General features: G+C 65.6%; 19 protein-coding genes. 12 read left to right on the plus strand and 7 right to left on the minus strand.

What is annotated here, in order from left to right; translation table 11 throughout:
• Positions 1-116 precede the first annotated feature (116 nt).
• On the plus strand, positions 117-392 hold the full coding sequence (locus tag K2O50_RS06710; protein WP_050704321.1) for a hypothetical protein: 276 nt from the start codon (positions 117-119) through the stop codon (positions 390-392).
• Here K2O50_RS06710 and K2O50_RS06715 read toward each other — a convergent pair.
• On the minus strand, positions 389-862 hold the full coding sequence (locus K2O50_RS06715; RefSeq protein WP_050704322.1) for a cyclic nucleotide-binding domain-containing protein: 474 nt from the start codon (positions 860-862) through the stop codon (positions 389-391). The two genes, K2O50_RS06710 and K2O50_RS06715, sit on opposite strands and share 4 nt — an antisense overlap.
• 183 nt (positions 863-1,045) lie before the next feature.
• Entirely contained in the window at positions 1,046-3,088 is a 2,043-nt protein-coding gene (locus K2O50_RS06720; protein WP_050704323.1) for a S9 family peptidase, read from the minus strand.
• Between the two features lie 186 nt (positions 3,089-3,274).
• Here K2O50_RS06720 and K2O50_RS06725 point away from each other — a divergent pair, with 186 nt between their 5' ends.
• From K2O50_RS06725 to K2O50_RS06735, 3 genes are read left to right on the plus strand one after another with little or no spacing between them, the layout of a single operon-like run.
• Positions 3,275-3,784, plus strand: coding sequence for a hypothetical protein (locus K2O50_RS06725; protein ID WP_050706839.1), 510 nt, complete (start codon positions 3,275-3,277; stop codon positions 3,782-3,784).
• A 15-nt stretch (positions 3,785-3,799) separates the two neighbouring features.
• On the plus strand, positions 3,800-4,573 hold the full coding sequence (locus K2O50_RS06730) for a class II glutamine amidotransferase (RefSeq protein ID WP_050706838.1): 774 nt from the start codon (positions 3,800-3,802) through the stop codon (positions 4,571-4,573).
• Positions 4,574-4,582: 9 nt separating this feature from the next.
• The gene (locus K2O50_RS06735) at positions 4,583-5,104 is read left to right on the plus strand and encodes a DUF2937 family protein (protein ID WP_050706837.1); all 522 of its coding nucleotides are present in this window, start codon (positions 4,583-4,585) and stop codon (positions 5,102-5,104) included.
• A 26-nt stretch (positions 5,105-5,130) separates the two neighbouring features.
• On the opposite strand, the gene K2O50_RS06740 is transcribed toward K2O50_RS06735, so the two are convergent.
• On the minus strand, positions 5,131-6,042 hold the full coding sequence (locus K2O50_RS06740) for a LysR family transcriptional regulator (RefSeq protein ID WP_050706836.1): 912 nt from the start codon (positions 6,040-6,042) through the stop codon (positions 5,131-5,133).
• A gap of 129 nt (positions 6,043-6,171) precedes the next feature.
• On the opposite strand from K2O50_RS06740, the gene K2O50_RS06745 reads away from it, so the two are divergent.
• Genes K2O50_RS06745 through K2O50_RS06760 form a run of 4 tightly spaced genes read left to right on the plus strand, consistent with a single transcriptional unit; the run spans position 6,172 to position 9,860 of the window.
• Positions 6,172-7,458, plus strand: coding sequence for an MFS transporter (locus tag K2O50_RS06745; RefSeq protein ID WP_050706835.1), 1,287 nt, complete (start codon positions 6,172-6,174; stop codon positions 7,456-7,458).
• 10 nt (positions 7,459-7,468) lie between these two features.
• Positions 7,469-8,248 (plus strand): 5-oxoprolinase subunit PxpA, encoded by a 780-nt coding sequence (locus K2O50_RS06750; RefSeq protein WP_050706834.1) that lies wholly within the window; start codon positions 7,469-7,471, stop codon positions 8,246-8,248.
• Entirely contained in the window at positions 8,245-8,940 is a 696-nt protein-coding gene (gene pxpB, locus K2O50_RS06755) for a 5-oxoprolinase subunit PxpB (protein ID WP_050706833.1), read from the plus strand. Before K2O50_RS06750 ends, pxpB begins: the two co-directional genes overlap by 4 nt.
• Positions 8,937-9,860, plus strand: coding sequence for a biotin-dependent carboxyltransferase family protein (locus K2O50_RS06760; protein WP_050706832.1), 924 nt, complete (start codon positions 8,937-8,939; stop codon positions 9,858-9,860). Before pxpB ends, K2O50_RS06760 begins: the two co-directional genes overlap by 4 nt.
• Before the next feature lie 100 nt (positions 9,861-9,960).
• Here the strand turns inward: K2O50_RS06760 and K2O50_RS06765 are convergent, their stop codons facing one another.
• From K2O50_RS06765 to K2O50_RS06775, 3 genes are all read right to left on the minus strand, one after another.
• Positions 9,961-11,139 (minus strand): VWA domain-containing protein, encoded by a 1,179-nt coding sequence (locus K2O50_RS06765; protein ID WP_050706827.1) that lies wholly within the window; start codon positions 11,137-11,139, stop codon positions 9,961-9,963.
• A 13-nt stretch (positions 11,140-11,152) separates the two neighbouring features.
• Positions 11,153-11,998, minus strand: coding sequence for a MoxR family ATPase (locus tag K2O50_RS06770; RefSeq protein ID WP_011535085.1), 846 nt, complete (start codon positions 11,996-11,998; stop codon positions 11,153-11,155).
• Positions 11,999-12,210: 212 nt separating this feature from the next.
• Positions 12,211-13,284 (minus strand): DUF748 domain-containing protein, encoded by a 1,074-nt coding sequence (locus K2O50_RS06775; protein WP_050706826.1) that lies wholly within the window; start codon positions 13,282-13,284, stop codon positions 12,211-12,213.
• Positions 13,285-13,415: 131 nt separating this feature from the next.
• Here K2O50_RS06775 and cysK point away from each other — a divergent pair, with 131 nt between their 5' ends.
• The 3 genes from cysK (at position 13,416) to K2O50_RS06790 (ending at position 16,851) form a co-directional block, all read left to right on the plus strand.
• Positions 13,416-14,390, plus strand: a complete 975-nt coding sequence (gene cysK / locus K2O50_RS06780; RefSeq protein ID WP_050706825.1) for a cysteine synthase A — start codon at positions 13,416-13,418, stop codon at positions 14,388-14,390.
• Between the two features lie 261 nt (positions 14,391-14,651).
• Positions 14,652-15,587, plus strand: a complete 936-nt coding sequence (locus tag K2O50_RS06785) for an aspartyl/asparaginyl beta-hydroxylase domain-containing protein (RefSeq protein WP_028693043.1) — start codon at positions 14,652-14,654, stop codon at positions 15,585-15,587.
• Between the two features lie 382 nt (positions 15,588-15,969).
• A complete protein-coding gene (locus K2O50_RS06790) occupies positions 15,970-16,851 on the plus strand; it encodes a DMT family transporter (RefSeq protein ID WP_050706824.1) in 882 nt (293 codons plus the stop codon).
• 95 nt (positions 16,852-16,946) lie between these two features.
• On the opposite strand, the gene K2O50_RS06795 is transcribed toward K2O50_RS06790, so the two are convergent.
• Complete coding sequence (locus K2O50_RS06795) at positions 16,947-17,822, minus strand: DMT family transporter (protein WP_050706823.1); 876 nt, start codon at positions 17,820-17,822, stop codon at positions 16,947-16,949.
• 223 nt (positions 17,823-18,045) lie between these two features.
• On the opposite strand from K2O50_RS06795, the gene aceK reads away from it, so the two are divergent.
• Positions 18,046-19,761 carry a bifunctional isocitrate dehydrogenase kinase/phosphatase gene (gene aceK / locus K2O50_RS06800; RefSeq protein WP_050706822.1) on the plus strand — a complete coding sequence of 572 codons (1,716 nt, stop codon included), beginning with the start codon at positions 18,046-18,048 and terminating at the stop codon, positions 19,759-19,761.
• Positions 19,762-19,863: the final 102 nt, after the last annotated feature.

A 19,863-nucleotide genomic window follows, 5' to 3' on the forward strand; every position in this document is an offset into this window, starting at 1 on the left:
TGATCAGGGCAATGACGGTTATGCCTTTGAGTCTAGCGCGCCTGTGGGGCGGGCGGACAGGCAAAATCGCGCCATTGGGCGTAGCCTGTAGGGAGGTTTCTGACAGGAGGCTGCCGATGTTGCATGCGATCCTCGCCGCGCTGTTGCTTGGCGCTGTATCCACGGCCGACGCCGCGGGCCAGCAGCGGCCGCTCACGACGGTCCCCGGTGCGCCCGGCACCGCGACGCCGACACCTTACCCGCAGATCACCCCGAGCACGCCGCCCAAGGCCGGCGCCAACCGGCCGGGCGCGCCGCTGTTGCCGCCGATGCCGCTGCCGGGGCCGCCCAAGGACCAGCCGTTGCCCGGGCTGACTCAGGATCCACCAAAACCGCCTGACAAGGGTCGCTAGACCTGCTGCGCCAGGCGCTGGCCATCCTGCATGCGCAAGCGTTTTGACAAGGCCACGGCGAGGGCGCGGATGATCCGTGCGGCGATGCGCGGCGCTTCGTTGAGCATCTTTTCCAGCGCGTCCTTGCCCAGGGTCAGCAGCTGGCAGTCGCTGGCGGCCACGCAGGTGGCCGAGCGGCGTTCGCCGTCGAGCACGGCCATCTCGCCGAAGGCCCGGCCCTTGCGCAGGGTGGCGATCTCCACTTGGGCGCCGTTGCCGTCGGTCTTGCGCACCGAGACCACGCCACGATGGAGGATGCACATGAAGGTGCCGGCGTCGCCTTCGCTGAACAGGGTCTGGCCCTGGGCGACGGCGGTGAGGCTGAAGTAGCCAGCGGCGGCGAGGAAGTCCCCGGGCTGCAGGGTGTCGAACAGGCCGCAGTCCATGAGCATGTCGCGGATCTCGGCGTTCAGGTGCTGGGTGTCGGGCATGTGTTGTTCTTCTTCGAATGTCTGGAAAGCGCCACAAACTGCTGGGTAAGTAGTGAGGCATCGTGGGAGCGGGCTTGCCCCGCGATCAGGTTCGACCAGGCGATGGCGCTGCCTGGCCTGTCCGCATCGCGGGGCTAGCCCGCTCCCACGTCAGCTTGACGCTATGACAACGAAAATCGCGTTTTACGCCACGCCCAGCTCATTGAAGACGAACGCGTACTCCAGCGCCACGTCGCGCAGACCCTGGTAGCGCCCGCTCATGCCGCCGTGGCCCGCGCCCATCTCGGTCTTGAGCAGCAGCAGGTTGTCGTCGGTCTTGCGCGTGCGCAGGCGCGCCACCCACTTGGCCGCCTCCCAGTACTGCACGCGGCTGTCGTTGTAGCCGGCGACCACCAGCAGCGCCGGGTAGGCCTGCGCCTTGACGTTCTCGTAGGGGGCGTAGGCCTTGATCCGTTCGTACACCTCGGGCTCCTCGGGGTTGCCCCATTCGTCGTACTCGGTGACGGTCAGCGGCAGCTCGGGGTCGAGCATGGTGTTGAGCACGTCGACGAACGGCACTTCGGCGATGGCACAGCGGAACAGCTCGGGGCGCAGGTTGAGCACCGCGCCCATCAGCAGGCCACCGGCACTTCCACCGCTGATCGCCAGGCGTTCGCGGGTAGTCACGCCTTCGGCGATCAGGTGTTCGGCGCAGGCGATGAAGTCGTCGAAGCTGTTGTGCTTGTGCTCCTGCTTGCCGGCCCGGTACCAGGCTTCGCCCAGCTCGCCGCCGCCGCGCACATGGGCGATGGCGAAGGCCACGCCGCGCTCCAGCAGGCTCAGGCGGGCGTGGGAGAACCAGGGGTCGAGGCTCTCGCCGTAGGCGCCGTAGCCGTAGAGGTAGAGCGGCACGCACTTGCCCTCGTCGACGCGGCGGCGCACCAGGCTGATCGGCACCCGCGTGCCATCCTTGGCCACCGCCCACAGGCGCTGGCTGACGTAGTCGTCGGCGTCGAACACGCCGAGCACCGGGGTCTGCTTGAGCACCTGCTGGTCACCCGTGGCCAGCTCCAGCTGGCGCACCTGGGCCGGGCGGTTGAGGGCTTCGTAGCGCAGGCGGATGCGCGTGCTGGCGAACTCCAGGCTGTCCTGCACGTAGAGGCTGTAGGCGGCGTCCGGCAGCTCGACGCGGTAGGCCGGCAGGCCTTGCGGGTGCACTTCGATGATCGGCAGGCCGCCTTCGCGCAGGCTCAGGGACAGCGCCGTGGCATTGAGGCTGAGCCCTTCGAGCATGACGTCGTCGCGGTGCGCTACCAGCACCTGCCACTGATCGCGGGTCGGCACGCTGTCGGCCGGCGCGTGATACAGGGCGAAGTTGATACCGTCCTGGTTGCTGCGCACGAACCAGCGCCACTGACCGTCGAGCTGGCCGTGGTCGGGGAAGTATTCATGGCCTTCGACCCGCGGCGCCAGGCAGGTGAAATCAGCCTGTGGCGTGGCGGCATCGAGCACCCAGGCCTCGCTGGTGGTCTTGCTGTTGAGCAGCAGCACCAGCTGGCGCTCGGAGCTGGCGCGGTAGCAGTGCAGGAAGAAGCGCCCGTCGGGCTCCTCGAACACCGTGGCGGCATCGGTCTCACCCAAGGTGTGGCGGCGCAGGCGCCAGGGGCGGTGGGTGTCGTCCAGTTCGGCGAAGAACAGTGTCCGGCTGTCGTTGGCCCAGGTCATGCTGCCGTCGCAGTCGTCGAAGGGCAGGGTGGTCAGCGCGCCGCTTGTCAGGTCCTTGACGTACAGGGTGTAGATCTCGTCGCCGCTGGTGTCCAGGCTGTAGGCCAGCAGGCCGTGGTCGGGGCTGACGCTGAAGGCGCCGAGGGAAAGAAAGCCGCCATTGGCCAGGGCGTTGGGATCGAGCAGCAGCTCCTCGCGGCTTTCATCGACGGTGTTGCTGTCGTCGGCCGGGCGCGGGCAGCGGTAATGGCGCGGGTATTCGTCGCCCGCGGTGGTGCGGGTGTAGTACAGGTACGGGCCCCAGGGCGAGGGGAGCGACAGGTCGGTCTCGAGGATGCGGCCCTTGATCTCTTCGAACAGCTGTTCACGCAGCGGCGCCTGGTCGGCGAGGACGGCTTGCTGGTAGGCGTTTTCCGCTTCCAGGTAGGCCAGGACCTCGGGGGTGTCGCGCTGCTGCAGCCAGGCGTAGGGGTCTTGGCCTTCGGCTTGATGGGCGATCGGGGCGGGAAGGGGTAGGGGCATGGGTGATCTCATCGATTGTGGACCCCATCGCGGGCAAGCCCGCTCCCACGCCTGATCGAGGTCTGGAGGTGGGGGTGGGCTTGCCCCGCGAAGGGCCGCTGCAGGTCCCTTGCGGGGCGGGGGGGCAGCCTGCGCCGGGAAAAGTGTTTATCATAGGCATCTCTTTGCCTGGCTTGCACCCACACCATGACCGAACACGACTATACCCTCGCCTGGGGCCTCTACGCCGTTGCCGCCCTGGGCTGCCTGCTGGTGGGCTTCAAGCTGACCGGCTGGATGTGGCGCTGGTTGCGCGAGCCGCTGCGGGTGATCATCGCCGTATTGCTGTTCTCGCCGACCATCGTCGACCCGGTCAAGGAAAGCTTCGCCCCGGCCATCGCCATCACCGCGCTGGACGTCGCCTTCAAGGTCGGCAACAACGCCTGGCGCGCCGCTTCCGACCTGGCCATGTACGGCATGCTCGCCTTTGCCCTGTACATCGTCTTCGTGCTGATTCGCTGGCCGCTGGAAAAGCGTGCCCGCGAGCGCCGCGCCCAGCGTGAGGCCGCCGCCCAGCGTGAGGCCAAGGAAGAGCAGGAGGTCGTGGCCGAAGCGTCCCTGGCCGCCAATCGTCAAGACCGCTACCGTGACGATCCTCCGCCTGCCCCTGTACGCCGCTCCGGCCCCGGGCAGGGCCGCGTCGAACCCCGTCTTTAAGCCAGGAGCCGCAACATGTGCGAACTGCTGGGCATGAGCGCCAACGTCCCCACCGACATCGTCTTCAGCTTCACTGGCCTGATGCAACGCGGCGGGCGCACCGGCCCGCACCGCGATGGCTGGGGCATCGGTTTCTACGAAGGGCGCGGCCTGCGCCTGTTCCAGGACCCGGCGGCGAGCAGCGAGTCGGAAGTGGCCAACCTGGTGCAGCGTTACCCGATCAAGAGCGAAGTGGTCATCGGCCATATCCGCCAGGCCAACGTCGGCAAGGTCTGCCTGTCCAACACCCACCCGTTCGTGCGTGAGCTGTGGGGCCGCAACTGGTGCTTCGCGCACAACGGCCAGCTGGGCGATTTCACCGGCCAGTGCACGTTCTACCGGCCGATCGGCGATACCGACAGCGAAGCGGCCTTCTGCGACCTGCTCAACCGCGTGCGCGAAGCCTTCCCCGAACCGGTCGAGGTCGAGCAACTGTTGCCGGTGTTGGTCGAAGCCTGCGCCGGATACCGTGGCCAAGGCGTGTTCAACTGCCTGCTCAGCGACGGCGACTGGCTGTTCTGCTTCTGCTCGACCAAACTGGTGCACATCACCCGCCGCGCACCGTTCGGCGCTGCGCGTTTGAAGGATGTCGACCTGATCGTCGACTTCCACACGCAAACCACCCCCAACGACGTGGTCACGGTGATCGCCACCGAGCCTCTGACCGAGAATGAGACCTGGAACCGCTACGAGCCGGGTCAGTGGGGCTTGTGGCGGCATGGCGAGTGCATTGCCCACGGCCAGAGTTAAGGACACTGCATGTTCAGAAGTTACCTGCGTTTGCTGTTGTTCACCTTCGGCCTGTTGGCCGGTCTCCAGGTGCCGGGGCTGGTGAAGGACTACAGCCAGCGCGTCGAGGCGCACCTGCTCGAATCGCGCCAGGCGCTCGACGGCTTCCGCCAGACCGCGCAGCGCTTCTTCAACGGTGACCTGCAGGCGCTGGTGCGACATTACCGGGGCAGCGACGATCCGGTGTTCACCAGCGATGCCAACAGCATCGAGAGCCTGCTGATCCGCAACCAGTTGCTCGAGCATGAATGGCAGGCCCTGCAAGGCTCGTGGGTGAGCCGCACCTGGCATGTGCTGGTGCAGCCGGAGCCGGCGCTGCGTGAGGAGACGCTCAAGGGCTACAGCTATCAGATCCTGCTGGTGCCCGAGGCGATCGGCTGGGGGATCGGCAGCGGGTTCGTGCTGGCGTTTGTGGTCGAGAGCCTGTTGCTGGTGATGGGTTGGGTGATTCTTGGCGGGCGGCGCAAGGTGGTGAAGGAAAGCTGGCGCTAGTTTTTCCGGCCCTGCGGCAGCGTTGCTCAGACCAGCACGATCCGCTGTCCGCCCACATCCCGCGCATAGCGCTCCAGCACCTGCCGGCACACGCCCACCACCTCGTCCACCAGCGCCACGCCGGTCTGCCAGGCCACCACCAGCTCCAGGCTCGGCGGTGGCTGCAAGCCTTCCAGCAACACCAGCTCGCCGCGGCTCAGTTCGCCATCCACCAATGCCGGCGGCAGTGCGCCAATGCCGAAGCCGTCGCGCAGCAGGCGGGTGATGGCCGCCACCGAGTTCACGCAGTTCAGGCGCGGCGCCTCGGCCCCGGCGGCCTGCAGCAGGCCGAGCACCTCCTGGTGCGGGCGCGAGTTCTTCGAGAAGGTGACGATGCGCTCGCGGGCCAGCTCCGCCAGCGAGGCGTAGGTGCGGTGGTGCGGGGAGCCGGCGGCGACGATCCAGCCCATCGGGTAGCGCGCCAGGTCATGGCTGCGGATCGACTGCTCGCGCAGCAGGTCGGTCTGCAGGATCACGTCGAGAAAGCCCTTCTGCAACTGCTCGCGCAGGTTCAGCGCGGTATCGGCCACCAGCTCGATCTCCACCTGCGGGTAGCGCTCGCCCAGCTCCGCCACCAGCGCGCTCATCCAGGTGTGGATGACCGTGTCCATCACCCCCAGGCGGATGCGTCCGGTCTTGGCCCGGTCGCTGTCCAGCGACTGCTTCATGGCCTTGGCGGTGTCGAGCATGCGCTCGGCGTATTCCAGCACCTTGGCGCCCTCGGGCGTCAGGCTGACCCCGCGGGAGTCGCGCAGCAGCAGTTTCACGCCCAGGTCGGCTTCCAGCGCGGCGATGCGGCTGGACACCGAGGCCTGGGTGGTGAACAGCTTCTCGGCGGTGAGGCGGAAGCTCCTGAGCCGGGCGACCCAGACGAAGGTTTCGAGGAAACGAAGGTTCATGATCAGTTTTTCTTGTTCCAGACCGGCGGTTTTTCTCGTTGGACGCAGGCGGCGCGGCCTCTGAACATGAAGCCCAGGCCGCGACGCCCGACGTCGCCCATAGAACAATACCAACAAGCCGAGGCAACCATGAACCCGACCGGCGTGCAGCAGCAGGCCCCCGCCCGAACCTCGAGCGGCCCCTTCGCCTGGTACCGCGACATCGACTCCCAGCAACGACGTACCTTCTGGAGCTGCAAGATCGGCTACGGCCTGGACGGCATGGATACCCAGATGCTGAGTTTCGTCATCCCCACCCTCATCATGGTGTGGGGCATCAGCACAGCCGAGGCCGGGTTGATCCACACCAGCACCTTGATCGCCTCGGCCCTGGGCGGCTGGATCGCCGGCATTCTGTCCGACCGCATCGGGCGGGTGCGCACCCTGCAGCTGACGGTGCTGTGGTTCGCCTTCTTCACCTTCCTCTGCGGCTTCGCCCAGAGCTACGAGCAACTGCTGATTGCCCGCACCCTGATGGGCTTCGGCTTCGGCGGCGAGTGGACCGCCGGCGCGGTGCTGATCGGCGAGGTGATCCGTGCCCAGGACCGTGGCAAGGCGGTGGGCATGGTGCAATCGGGCTGGGCCATCGGCTGGGGCCTGACGGCAATTCTCTATGCCCTGCTGTTCTCCTGGCTGCCGGCCGAGCAGGCCTGGCGCGCGCTTTTCCTGCTGGGCCTGCTGCCGGCGATCTTCGTGATCTTCGTCCGGCGCCTGGTCAAGGACCCGGAGATCTACCGTCAGGCCAAGGCCGTCGAGCAGGCCGAGGCGCCCGCGCAGTTCTACGAGATCTTCGCCCCCGGCATGCTCTGGACCACGATCCGCGCCTCGCTGCTGACCACCGGCGCCCTGGGCGGCTACTACGCCATCACCTCGTGGCTGCCGACCTTCCTCAAGAACGAGCGCGGCCTGAGCGTGCTGGGCACCGGCGGCTACCTGGCGATGGTCATCGTCGGCTCCTACATCGGCTACGTGGTCAGCGCCTACCTGTGCGACCTGCTGGGGCGCAGGAAGAACTTCATCCTGTTCGCCGTGGGCTCGTTCGTCATCGTCCTGCTCTACACGCAGATGCCGGTCAGCGACGGGGTGATGCTGTGGCTGGGCTTCCCCCTGGGCTTCTTTGCTTCGGGCATCTTCAGCGGCATGGGCTCGTTTCTCACCGAACTGTTCCCGACCCGGATCCGCGGATCGGGGCAGGGCTTCTGCTACAACATCGGCAAGGTGGTCGCGGCCATGTTCCCGTTGCTGATCGGCCTGCTCGGCGAGAAAGTGCCGTTGGGCCTGGGGATTGGCGCCTTCGCCGCGGTGTCCTACGGTGTGGTGATCCTGGCGGCCCTGAGCCTGCCGGAAACCCGCGGCAAAGCGCTCCAGGCGCGCTAAGGTAGGCATCATGAACATTGATACGGAGGTCCGCCAGGTGAAACGCCTGCTACTCAATTGCGACATGGGCGAGAGCTTCGGCAACTGGCGCATGGGCCAGGACGCCAAGGTCATGCCATTCATCGACTGCGCCAACATCGCCTGCGGCTACCACGCCGGCGACCCGGGCACCATGCGCCGCACCGTGGCCCTGGCCCTGGAGCACCGGGTGGCTATCGGCGCGCACCCGGCCTACCCGGACCTGATGGGCTTCGGCCGTCGCTCCATGGCCTGCAGCAGCGACGAGATCCGCGACCTGCTGCACTACCAGATCGGCGCCCTGGACGGCATCTGCCGGGTGCTCGGCGGCCGGGTGGCCTACGTCAAGCCTCACGGCGCGCTGTACAACGACATGATGGCCAACCCGGACATCCTGCGCACCGTGCTCGAGGCCGTGGCGGCGTTCGACAGCGGCCTGCCGCTGATGCTCATGGCCACCGCCGACGACAGCGCCGCCCAGGCCCTGGGTGACGAAGTCGGCGTGCCACTGTGGTTCGAGGCCTTCTCCGACCGTGGCTACACCGCCAGCGGGCACCTGATGTCGCGGCGCCTGCCGAACGCTGTGCACCACGATCCGGCGCTGGTGGTCGAGCAGGCCTTGCGCCTGGCCAAGGGCGAGGCCCTGCTGGCTGACGACGGCAGCGATGTGCGCTTGAACGCCAGCACCCTGTGCGTGCACGGCGACAACGACGGCTCGGTGGCCGCCGTGCGCCAGATCCGCCAGGCCCTGGATGCACTGGAGCAAGCATGACGCCACGTATCGAGGTGGTGGCCATCGACAGCCTGATGGTGCGGCTGTTCGATGCCATCGATGAAGGCAACATGCCGTGGATCCTCGCCGCCAGCCAGCGTTTGCGGGATGCTTTCGGCCAGCAGCTGATCGACCTGGTGCCGTCCTACACCACGCTGATGGTGCAGTTCGACCTGGCACCGGGCGAGGCGCGCCAGCGCATCCTGCAGGCGCTGCAGGGCCTGCGGCCGGATGCCGGCCAGGCCGGGCGCCGGCACGAGATCCCGGTGTGGTACCACGCCAGTGTCGGCCCAGAGCTGCCGGTGCTGGCCGCGCGCGGGGGGATGAGCGAGGCCGAGGTGATCCGCCTGCATTGTGCTCGCGACTACCCGGTGTTCGCCCTGGGGTTCGCGCCGGGTTTCGGCTTCATGGGCCTGGTCGACGAACGCCTGGCCACGCCGCGCCTGAGCACCCCGCGCAAGCGCGTGGCGGCGGGCAGCGTCGGCATCGCCGAGCGCCAGACCGCCGCCTATCCGGCCGTGTCGCCGGGTGGCTGGAACCTGATCGGTCGCACGCCGCTGCGCCTGTTCGACCGCGAGCGCGAGGGCTACAGCCTGCTGCAGCCTGGCGATCGGGTACGTTTCGTGGCCGTTGAACGGGCCGAATTCATCAACCTGGGCGGTGACGACAGCCCGCTGGAGGCCCAGGCATGAGCCAGTTGAGAGTCGAGGCCAGCACCGCGCTGTGCCTGTTGCAGGATGCCGGGCGTTTCGGTGTGCGGCACCTGGGCGTGACCCAGGGTGGCGCGCTGGACTGGGTGGCAATGCGCTGGGCCAACTGGCTGCTGGGCAATGCGCTGGACAGCGCCGTGGTGGAGATTGCGCTTGGCGGCTTCAGCGTGGTTGCCGAGCAGGACTGCGTGCTGGCGCTGGCCGGGGCTGACCTGGATGCGCAGATCGACGGGCAGGCCGTGGCGCCCTGGACCAGTTTCAACCTGGGCAAGGGCCAGCGCCTGACGCTGCGTCAGCCTCGCCAAGGGGTACGTGCTTATCTGGCGGTGCCGGGCGGGTTTGTGGGCGAGTCGGTGCTGGGGAGTTGCTCCACAGTGGTGCGGGAAGAGCTGGGTGGAGTAGACGGTCAGGGTAGGGCGTTGGTGAAAGGGCAGGTACTGCATGCTGCTGGAGCCATCGCGGAAGTAGCCCACTCCCACGTGCCCGAAGCGCTGCGGCCGGTGTATGCCGAGAATCCGGTATTGGACCTGGTGATGGGCGCGCAGATCGGCGACTTCGGTGGCACCAGCCTGTTCGAGGCGTTCAACCGTGACTGGACGCTGGACAGCCGTGCCGACCGCATGGGCATTCGCCTGCTCGGGCCACAACTGGTCTACCAGGGCGCGCCGATGATCTCCGAGGGGATCCCGCTCGGCGCCGTGCAGGTGCCGCCGGACGGGCAGCCGATCGTGTTGCTCAATGACCGGCAGACCATCGGTGGGTATCCACGGCTGGGGGCGTTGACGCCGTTGGCGTTGGCGCAGCTGGCACAGTGCATGCCGGGGGCAGTGGTGCGGTTTCGGGCGGTGGTGCAGGATGAAGCATGGCGGGAGCAGCAGGTTTATCTGAGCCGTTGGGGATGAAGCTATCGGCCCTATCGCGGGGCAAGCCCGCTCCCACGCCTGATCGAGGTCTGGACGTGGGAGCGGGCTTGCCCCGCGATAGGGCCGGCCCTGAAAAACACTACTTGGACAGGTAACGCATCCCATCCTCCAACCCCTGCAAGGTCAGCGGAAACATCCTGTCCTCGATCAGGTCCCGCACCAGATGGGTCGAAGCGGTGTACTCCCAGGCCTGCTTCGGATACGGGTTGATCCAGATGATCTTCCTGAATTTTTCCATGAAGCGCTGCATCCACACATACCCGGCCTCTTCGTTCCAGTGCTCGACGCTGCCACCCGGCTGGGTGATCTCGTAGGGCGCCATGGCCGCGTCGCCGACGAACACCACCTTGTAGTCGTCGCCGTACTTGTGCAGCAGGTCGAAGGTGGAGAAGCGCTCCGAGGTACGGCGCAGGTTGTTCTTCCACACCGACTCGTAGATGAAGTTGTGGAAGTAGTAGTACTCCAGGTGCTTGAACTCGGTCTTGCAGGCCGAGAACAGTTCCTCGCAGACCTTCACATGGGCGTCCATCGAACCGCCGATGTCGAACAGCAACAGCAGCTTGACCGTGTTGCGCCGCTCGGGGCGCATCTGGATGTTCAAGAGGCCGGCGTCACGGGCGGTGTGGTCGATGGTGCCGTCGATGTCCAGCTCCTCGGCGGCGCCTTCGCGGGCGAACTTGCGCAGGCGGCGCAGGGCCAGCTTGATGTTGCGCGTACCCAGCTCGACCTGATCGTCGAGGTTTTTGTACTCGCGCTGGTCCCACACCTTCACCGCCTTGCCCTGGCGCTTGCCGGCCTCGCCGACGCGGATGCCCTCGGGGTTGAAGCCGCCGGAGCCGAACGGGCTGGTGCCGCCGGTGCCGATCCACTTGTTGCCGCCGGCGTGGCGCTCCTTCTGCTCTTCGAGGCGCTTCTTGAATTCCTCGATCAGCTTGTCCAGGCCACCCAGGGATTGGATCTGCGCCCGTTCCTCGTCGGTCAGCGAACGCTCGAACTCCTTGCGCAGCCAGTCGTCGGGGATCAGGGCTTCGATATGCCGGTCGAGGTTCTCCAGCCCCTTGAAGTAGGCGGCGAATGCCCGGTCGAACTTGTCGAAATGGCGCTCGTCCTTCACCAGGATGGCCCGGGCCAGGTAGTAGAAGGCGTCCATGTCGGCGAATACTACGCCCTTTTGCAGGGCGTGATGCAGGTCGAGCAGCTCGCGCACCGACACCGGTACCTTGGCCGCGCGCATTTCATTGAACAGGTTGAGCAGCATGGCCCGGCTCCTGTCAGCGGTTGCCGCGCCGGCTCATGAAGGCCAGGCGCTCGAGCAGTTGCACGTCCTGCTCATTCTTGACCAGGGCCCCGGCCAGCGGCGGGATGGCCTTGGTCGGGTCGCGTTCGCGCAGCACGGCTTCGCCGATGTTGTCGGCCATCAGCAGCTTGAGCCAGTCGACCAGTTCGGAGGTGGAGGGTTTTTTCTTCAGGCCCGGGACCTTGCGCACGTCGAAGAACACATCCAGCGCCTCGCTGACCAGCGACTGGCTGATATTCGGGTAGTGCACGTCGACGATCTGCTGCAGGGTGGCGCGGTCGGGGAAGGCGATGTAGTGGAAGAAGCAGCGGCGCAGGAAGGCGTCGGGCAATTCCTTCTCGTTGTTGGAGGTGATGATGATGATCGGGCGCTGCTTGGCCTTGATGGTCTCGTCGATCTCGTAGACGTAGAACTCCATCTTGTCGAGTTCCTGCAACAGGTCGTTGGGGAACTCGATGTCAGCCTTGTCGATCTCGTCGATCAGCAGGATCACCCGCTCGTCGGCCTCGAAGGCTTCCCACAGCTTGCCCTTCTTCAGGTAGTTGCGCACGTCGTGGACCTTGTCCACGCCCAGCTGCGAGTCGCGCAGGCGGCTGACCGCGTCGTACTCGTACAGGCCCTGGTGGGCCTTGGTGGTGGACTTGATGTGCCAGGTGATCAGGCGGGCGCCGAAGGAGGCGGCGAGCTGCTCGGCGAGCATGGTCTTGCCGGTGCCCGGCTCGCCCTTGACCAGCAGCGGGCGCTCCAGGGTGATGGCCGCGTTGACCGCCAGCTTCAGGTCGTCTGTGGCGACGTAGTCGCGGGTGCCTTCGAACTTCATGAACCGATCCTCTGGGTGGCTGGGCCTGACTCATCGTGGGGCAAGCCCGCTCCCACAGGATTTGAGCGCAACCTGTGGGAGCGGGCTTGTCCCGCGATGAGGGCAGTGCAGCCAACGCATGTTTATTGATGTGTCAGCGACTATAACCCCGCACCCGCCGCCTGCAAACGCAGACCGGGTATTCAGTCCCTGAATGGTCCGTCACTGTCGACTCAGTCGGATTTGGGTTCGGGTTGTTCGTAACGTGCATTGAACGCCTGGATGAACCCGTTGCGCAGGATCTGCAGGAACGCCTCGAACGCGCTGATCTCTTGCTTGTGCACACTGCCGCTGAGTTCTACGCGGGTGGCAAACTGGTTTTTCGGCTGATTCTTCAGCACGGTCTCGGTGGCGCCCACCAGCGCCTCCCAGATCGAACGCAGGAATCCTTTGTCCTGTTCTTGCACATCCTGTTGCCAGTTGAACACATCGACATTGCGTAGCAGCGGTTTGATATAGCCTTTTAGCCAGCCGTTTTCTGCTTCGGCCTCGATCACCACATCGCCGTGTCCAGCATTGAAGTCGAACTTGCCATAGGCGCTGGCAAAGTCATTGAGTCGGCGCAGTTCGATGCCCTTGGCGCGCAGGCGAAACTGGAAGTCGTCGAAGTCGCTGAACGGATCGAAGGTCGCCTTGCTCTCGACCTCGGCATCGCCCAGGAGCAAGGCCGTCCCTTCGAAGCTGGCGTCGCGCCGACCTTTTTCATCGCGCACGTTGGTCAGATTGCGGATGTTGGCCTCCAGCCGTGTGGCCTTTAGATCGACCGGCGGTTTGGAGTTGAAGTTGCGAAAGGTCACGGTGCCTTGTTCGATGCGCACGTCGTTGAGGGTGATGGGCAGCAATTTCTCCAGCTGCTGGCGCCAGTCGGTACCCTGGCCAGTCTGCGAGTTCTGCTTGTTGCCGCCATCGACGAAGTTCAGTTCGGGGCGCACGAAGGTCACTTCGGCGACCACGGCGCGGTCGTACCATAGCGCATGCCAGCTCACCGACAGGTCGATCAGCGGTGCATCGAGCAGGGGAACCGGGACCTTGCCGCTGACCTTGACGATGTTCAGGCCGTTGATCTGGTAGGCGCCGCGCCACCAGGCCAGGTCTACGTCGGTTATTTGACCACGGTAGTCGCCCATGTCGGCCAGCCTGTCGTTCAGGTAGTCGCGAACCAGGTAGGGGAGGGCCAGGTGCAACGTCACAAGCAGCGCGACCAGGCTGGCAAGGCCGATCAATGGCCAGCGATAACGTGCTTTCATGATGATTCTCCGCACCGGGATGTGTGGTTGACCACGGGCCTCTTCATCGAGTTCGAACGGGCTTTACGCTCCCCCGTTGCAGGCTTACCCTCATGGTTTTCCCTGCTCTTTCATGTTCAAGGACCCCTGCCATGAGCCGTATCTACGCCGACAACGCACATTCCATCGGCAACACGCCGCTGGTGCAGATCAACCGCATCGCCCCGCGCGGAGTGACCATCCTGGCCAAGATCGAGGGGCGCAACCCGGGTTATTCGGTGAAGTGCCGGATCGGCGCGAGCATGATCTGGGACGCCGAGAGCAGCGGCAAGCTGAAGCCGGGCATGACCATCGTCGAACCCACCTCGGGCAACACCGGCATCGGCCTGGCCTTCGTCGCCGCCGCCCGTGGCTACCGATTGGTGCTGACCATGCCGGACTCGATGAGCCTGGAGCGACGCAAGGTATTGAAGGCACTGGGCGCCGAACTGGTGCTGACGGACAAGGCCAAGGGCATGAAGGGCGCCATCGAGAAGGCCAACGAGATCGTCGCCTCGGATCCTGCCCAGCACTTCCTGCCGGGCCAGTTCGACAACCCGGCCAACCCGGCCATCCACGAGAAGACCACCGGCCCCGAGATCTGGAACGACACCGACGGCGCGGTCGATGTACTGGTGGCGGGCGTCGGCACCGGTGGCACCATCACCGGCGTGTCACGCTACATCAAGCACACCCAGGGCAAGTCGATCCTGTCGGTGGCGGTGGAACCGGTGAACTCGCCGTTGATCAGCCAGACCCTGGCCGGCGAGGAACTCAAGCCCAGCCCGCACAAGATCCAGGGCATCGGCGCCGGTTTCGTGCCGAAGAACCTCGACCTGTCGATCGTCGACCAGGTCGAGACCGTCACCGAGGACGAGTCCAAGGCCATGGCCATCCGCCTGATGCAGGAAGAGGGCATCCTCTGCGGCATCTCCTGCGGCGCGGCGATGGCGGCGGCGGTGCGCCTTGCCGAGAAACCCGAGATGCAGGGCAAGACCATCGTGGTGATCCTGCCGGACTCGGGCGAGCGCTACCTGTCGAGCATGTTGTTCAGCGACATGTTCACCGAGCAGGAAACCCAGCAGTAAGCCTGGGGCTGCTGCGCAGCCCATCGCGGCGCAAGGCCGCTCCTACAAGGAGGTTGCGCTCGCCTGTAGGAGCGGCCTTGTGCCGCGAACGGGGCCCGGGATATCCGGGCCACCGCTGATCCGGCGCAATGTCGGCCTCATTCCTTTATTGCACAATCCTTGACACTGCGATCCGGCACCGGTTGTTTTTACCCGGCCCGGATGGGTTTATGATGTCCGGCTATCTGGGGATGGCCAGATTTCCCCTCCAAGGAGTGTTGTATGACCTTTTCCTTCGTCGCCAAGGCAGGTGTCCTGCTGGTGTTCTTCGGCAGCGTGCTGTTCGTGCACCTGCGCGGCAAGGCGCGCCTGCCGGTGCTGCGCCAGTTCGTCAACCATTCGGCGCTGTTCGCCCCCTACAACAGCCTGATGTACCTGTTCTCCGGCGTGCCTTCCAAGCCCTACCTGGACCGCCAGCGTTTTCCCGAGCTGGACGTGCTCAAGGACAACTGGGAGGTGATCCGCGAAGAGGCCATGCGCCTGTTCGACGAGGGCTACATCCGCGCGGCGGAGAAAGACAACGACGCCGGCTTCGGGTCGTTCTTCAAGAAGGGCTGGAAGCGTTTCTACCTGAAGTGGTACGACAAGCCGCTGCCCTCGGCCGAGGCGCTGTGCCCGAAGACCGTCGAGCTGGTCAGCGGCATCCCCAACGTCAAGGGTGCGATGTTCGCCCTGTTGCCCGGCGGCAGCCACCTGAACCCGCACCGTGACCCGTTCGCCGGCTCCCTGCGCTACCACCTGGGCCTGTCCACGCCGAACTCGGACAACTGCCGCATCTACGTCGACGGCCAGCCCTACGCCTGGCGTGACGGCGAGGACGTGATGTTCGACGAGACCTTCGTGCACTGGGTCAAGAACGAGACCGATGTCACTCGCGTGATCCTGTTCTGCGACGTCGAGCGCCCGCTCAACAGCCCGCTGATGACCCGCATCAACCGCAAGGTCAGCGCCTTCCTCGGTCGCGCCACCGCGCCGCAGAACACCGATGACGAGCGCGTCGGCGGGATCAACCAGGCCTACGCCTGGAGCAAGCGCTTCAGCAACGTCATCAGCACCCGGGTCAAGCAGTTCAAACGCGCCAACCCCAAGGCCTACCGCGTGCTGCGGCCGGTGCTGGCGGTTGTCGTCGCCTACGCGCTGTACCGCTGGCTGTTCTGATCCGGTTGTGCAAGCGCGTTCCCGCTCCTGGTGGGAGCGGGCTTGCCCCGCGATGATTCCCCCGCTATATTCCGAAACACCCTCTTCCCAGAAGACCTGTTCATGCCTGCCATCCCTTCCACCACTGCTTACGTTCTCGCGCCTGTCGCGGGCGTGGTCGTGCGTGGCAGCCAGCAGCCGGCCATGATCAGTCACTACCCACCACCTGTCAGTGGCGTCGTAGGCGGCGTAGCTCCGCCTCCTTGCGCAGTCGTGGTGTTGGGCTGATCGGCCGCTGGCCGCTCCCCACCGCACTCGCAACCTACTGAACACGGTCGGCTATCCCCGCAAGTCGCGATAGGCCCTCCGTACGGCTCATTTGCCCGTATACAGGTGGCAATACATGTCTTTTTTCAACAAAGCATCCGTGGCCTCGGCGGCCACTACCAGTCTGTTCGTCCTGCTGTGGAGCAGCGGGGCGATCGTTTCCAAGCTCGGCCTGACCCAGGCCAGTCCTTTCGCCTTCCTGCTGCTGCGTTCGGCCCTGGCGCTTTTCGGTCTGTTGCTGATCGGTCCGTTACTTGGCCTGCGCTGGCCCCGTACCCGGGGCGGCATTGTTCGCGCCCTGGGGACCGGCTGCGTGCTGCTGGGCGCCTACCAGATCTTCTACCTGCTGGCGCTCAATACCCATGTGACCCCCGGCGTCATGGCCACGGTCATGGGCGTGCAGCCGATCCTTACCGTGGTGCTGATGGAGCGCCAGCGTTCCTGGAGCCGGCTGTTCGGCCTGGGCCTGGGGCTTGGCGGCCTGGTGATGGTGGTCTACCAGGGCATCAACCTTGGCGGGGTGTCCCTGGCGGGCATGCTGTTCGCCCTGCTGGCGCTGGCCAGCATGACCTTCGGCTCGATTCTGCAGAAGCGCATCAGCGACAACCCGATGGGCACCTTGCCGCTGCAGTACCTGGCCGGGTTTGCCCTGTGCGCGCTGTTCGCGCCGTTCCAGCCGTTGCATGTCGAGTGGAACGCCAGCTTCATCGGCGCGCTGCTGTGGATGGGGCTGGTGGTTTCGCTGCTGGCCACGCTGCTGCTGTACCGGCTGATCGCCCGTGGCAACCTGGTCAATGTCACCAGCCTGTTCTATCTGGTGCCGGCGGTGACGGCGGTGATGGACTTCGCCATCTTCGGTAATCGCCTGGCGCCGCTCAGCTTGCTGGGAATGGGGTTGATCGTGGTCGGGTTGCTGTTCGTGTTCCGCAAGCCGGCGTTGCGCACCGCCGAAGCTTGAGATGATCCGGTGGGAGCGGGCTTGCCCCGCGATGCGTTCGCCAGGTTGTTTTGTTGCCTGGCCTGACGCAATCGCGGGGCAAGCCCGCTCCCACGTCATGACCGTGCCGGGCGCAGCACCAGCCAGAGCGCCGCGGCGATCAGCAGGCCGCCATACAAGTGCGCCATCGACAGCGGTTCATCCAGCAGCCATGCGCCCCACAGCACGCCGAACACCGGGATCAGGAAGGTCACGGTACTGGCCTTGACCGGCCCGATCTCGTTCAGCAGGCGGAAGTACAGGATGTAGGCGAAGGCGGTGCACAGCAGCCCCAGGCCCAGCAGCGACAGCCACACCTGCCAGCCGCCCCAGCTCGCTGGTGGCTGGGTCAGCGCGCTCCAGGCGAACAGCGGGCTCAATAGCAGGGTGGCGCCGAGCATGCTGCCCAGGGCCGACAGGCGGCTGTCCAGCGTTCCCACCCAGCGCCGCGCCAGGAAACCCGCGAAACCGTAGCAGGTGGTCGCCGCCAGGCACGCCAGGGCGCCTTGCACCAGGGCCATATCCAGCGCCACCGGGCCGGCGCCGCTGAGGATGCCGACGCCGAACAGGCCGAGGAAGATCCCGCAGAGCTTGGGCAGGGTCATCGCCTCGCGGAAGAACAAGGTGCCGATCAGCACGCCCATCAGTGGCGTGGTGGCGTTGAAAATGGCCGAATAGCCCGCCGGCAGCACCTGCGCCGCCACGGAATAGAACGTGGCCGGAATGCCCGAGTTGATCATGCCCAGCACCAGGCAGGCGCCCAGCTTGCCCTCGAAACTCCAGCGCACGCGGGCGGCGGCGAGGATGGCGATCAGCCCCAGACAGGCGATCGATACGCGGAAAAAGGCGGTCGGCACGGTGCCAAGTTCCGGGGCGATGATGCGCATGAACAGGAAGCTGGCGCCCCAGACGGCGGCAAGGGTCAGCAGGCGGGCAAGGGCGATGGGGCTCACGGGTGGTCTCCGGCGGTGGGGCAGGGGCGCGAGTGTACGTCAGTGGGCAAGCGGGATTCTTGTGCTTTCTTGCTGTGTAAGCCTTATCGCCTGCGAGCCCACTCCCACGTGTGGAACACTGGCGGCGTGGGAGCGGGCTTGCCCCGCGATAAGGCTTACACAGCCTGCGAGCCGCTTACGGACGACTAAGCTATCTAACTCAACTTGCCATGAGATCCCGCGCATGACCCAACCCTGGCCCGCCGCCGACATCGCCCGGATGATCCTCGATGGCTTCGACGACTACCGCGAGCATTTTCGCCGCATCACCCTCGGTGCCCGCGAGCGCTTCGAGCAGGCCCGCTGGCAGGACATCCAGCACGCCGCGGCGGCGCGGATCAACCTCTACGAAGAGAAGGTCGCCGAGGTCAACGGTTGGCTGCGCCAGGGCTTCGAACCCTCCCAGCTGCTGGACGTCGAGCAGTGGCCGTTGGTGAAGAACGCCTACATCCGCCTGATCGACCCGCGGCTGGATGATGAGCTGTCCGAGACCTGGTACAACTCGCTGTTCTGCAGCCTGTTCAGCCATGACCAGATCAGCGACGGCTGCATGTTCATCCACACCACCCGCCCGTCAATGCGTGGCCACGAACGCGCGGCGCAGACGCGTACCTATGCACTGGATGGCGGACTGAAGGGATTGCTGCGGGCGATCTTCGCCGATTACCGCTTCGATGTGCCCTACGGGGACCTGGAGGGCGATCTGTCGCGGTTGCAGGACCAACTGCGTGAATGCCTGCCCGACTGGGTGTGCAAGGACCCGGCGCTGGCGGTGGAGCTGTTCACTCCGGTGCTCTACCGCAACAAGGGCGCCTACCTGGTCGGGCGCCTGTACACCCAGGACGAGCAGTGGCCGTTGGTGATCCCGCTGTTGCACCGCGAAGGCCATGGCATCGAGGCCGATGCGCTGATCACCGACGAGGCGGAGGTGTCGATCATCTTCTCCTTCACCCGTTCGTACTTCATGGTCGATGTGCCGGTGCCGGCGGAGTTCGTCAACTTCCTCAAGCGCATCCTGCCGGGCAAGCACATCGCCGAGCTGTACACCTCGATCGGCTTCTACAAGCACGGCAAGTCGGAGTTCTACCGCGCGCTGATCAACCACCTGGCCAACAGCGACGACCGCTTCTTCATGGCGCCGGGGGTGCGCGGGATGGTGATGAGCGTGTTCACCCTGCCGGGCTTCAACACCGTGTTCAAGATCATCAAGGACCGTTTCTCGCCATCCAAGACCGTTGATCGTGCCACGGTGATCGAGAAATATCGCCTGGTGAAGAGCGTGGATCGTGTCGGGCGCATGGCCGACACCCAGGAGTTCGCCGATTTTCGCTTCCCCCGCGCCAAGTTCGATCCCGACTGCCTCGCCGAGCTGCTGGAGGTGGCGCCCTCCACCGTGGCGCTGGAGGGTGACACGGTACTCATCCGTCACTGCTGGACCGAGCGGCGCATGACCCCGCTCAACCTCTACCTCGAACAGGCCAGCGAAGCCCAGGTGCTGGAGGCGCTGGAGGACTACGGGCTGGCGATCAAGCAGCTGGCGGCGGCCAACATCTTCCCCGGCGACATGCTGCTGAAGAATTTCGGCGTAACCCGCCATGGCCGGGTGGTGTTCTATGACTACGACGAGATCAGCTTCCTCACCGAGGTCAACTTCCGCCATATCCCGCCACCGCGCTACCCGGAGGACGAGATGTCGGGCGAGCCGTGGTACTCGATCGGGCCGCACGATGTGTTCCCCGAGGAGTTTCCACCGTTCCTGTTCGCTGATATCGGCCAGCGCCGCTTGTTCAGCCGCCTGCATGGCGAGCTGTATGACGCTGATTACTGGAAAAGCTTGCAGGAGGCGATCCGGGCAGGGAAGGTGATCGATGTGTTTCCGTATCGGCGCAAGGGGCGCTAGATCATCACGCAAAGCCTGTAGGAGATCGCCCAACCCGTCGCGCAGGGAACAAAGCTGCAAGCATCGTCAGCGTGGGAGCGGGCTTGCCCCGCGATGCGGCGT

Origin of the sequence: Pseudomonas sp. 2hn, from assembly GCF_019646095.1 — a bacterium.
Taxonomy (GTDB): domain Bacteria; phylum Pseudomonadota; class Gammaproteobacteria; order Pseudomonadales; family Pseudomonadaceae; genus Aquipseudomonas; species Aquipseudomonas peradeniyensis.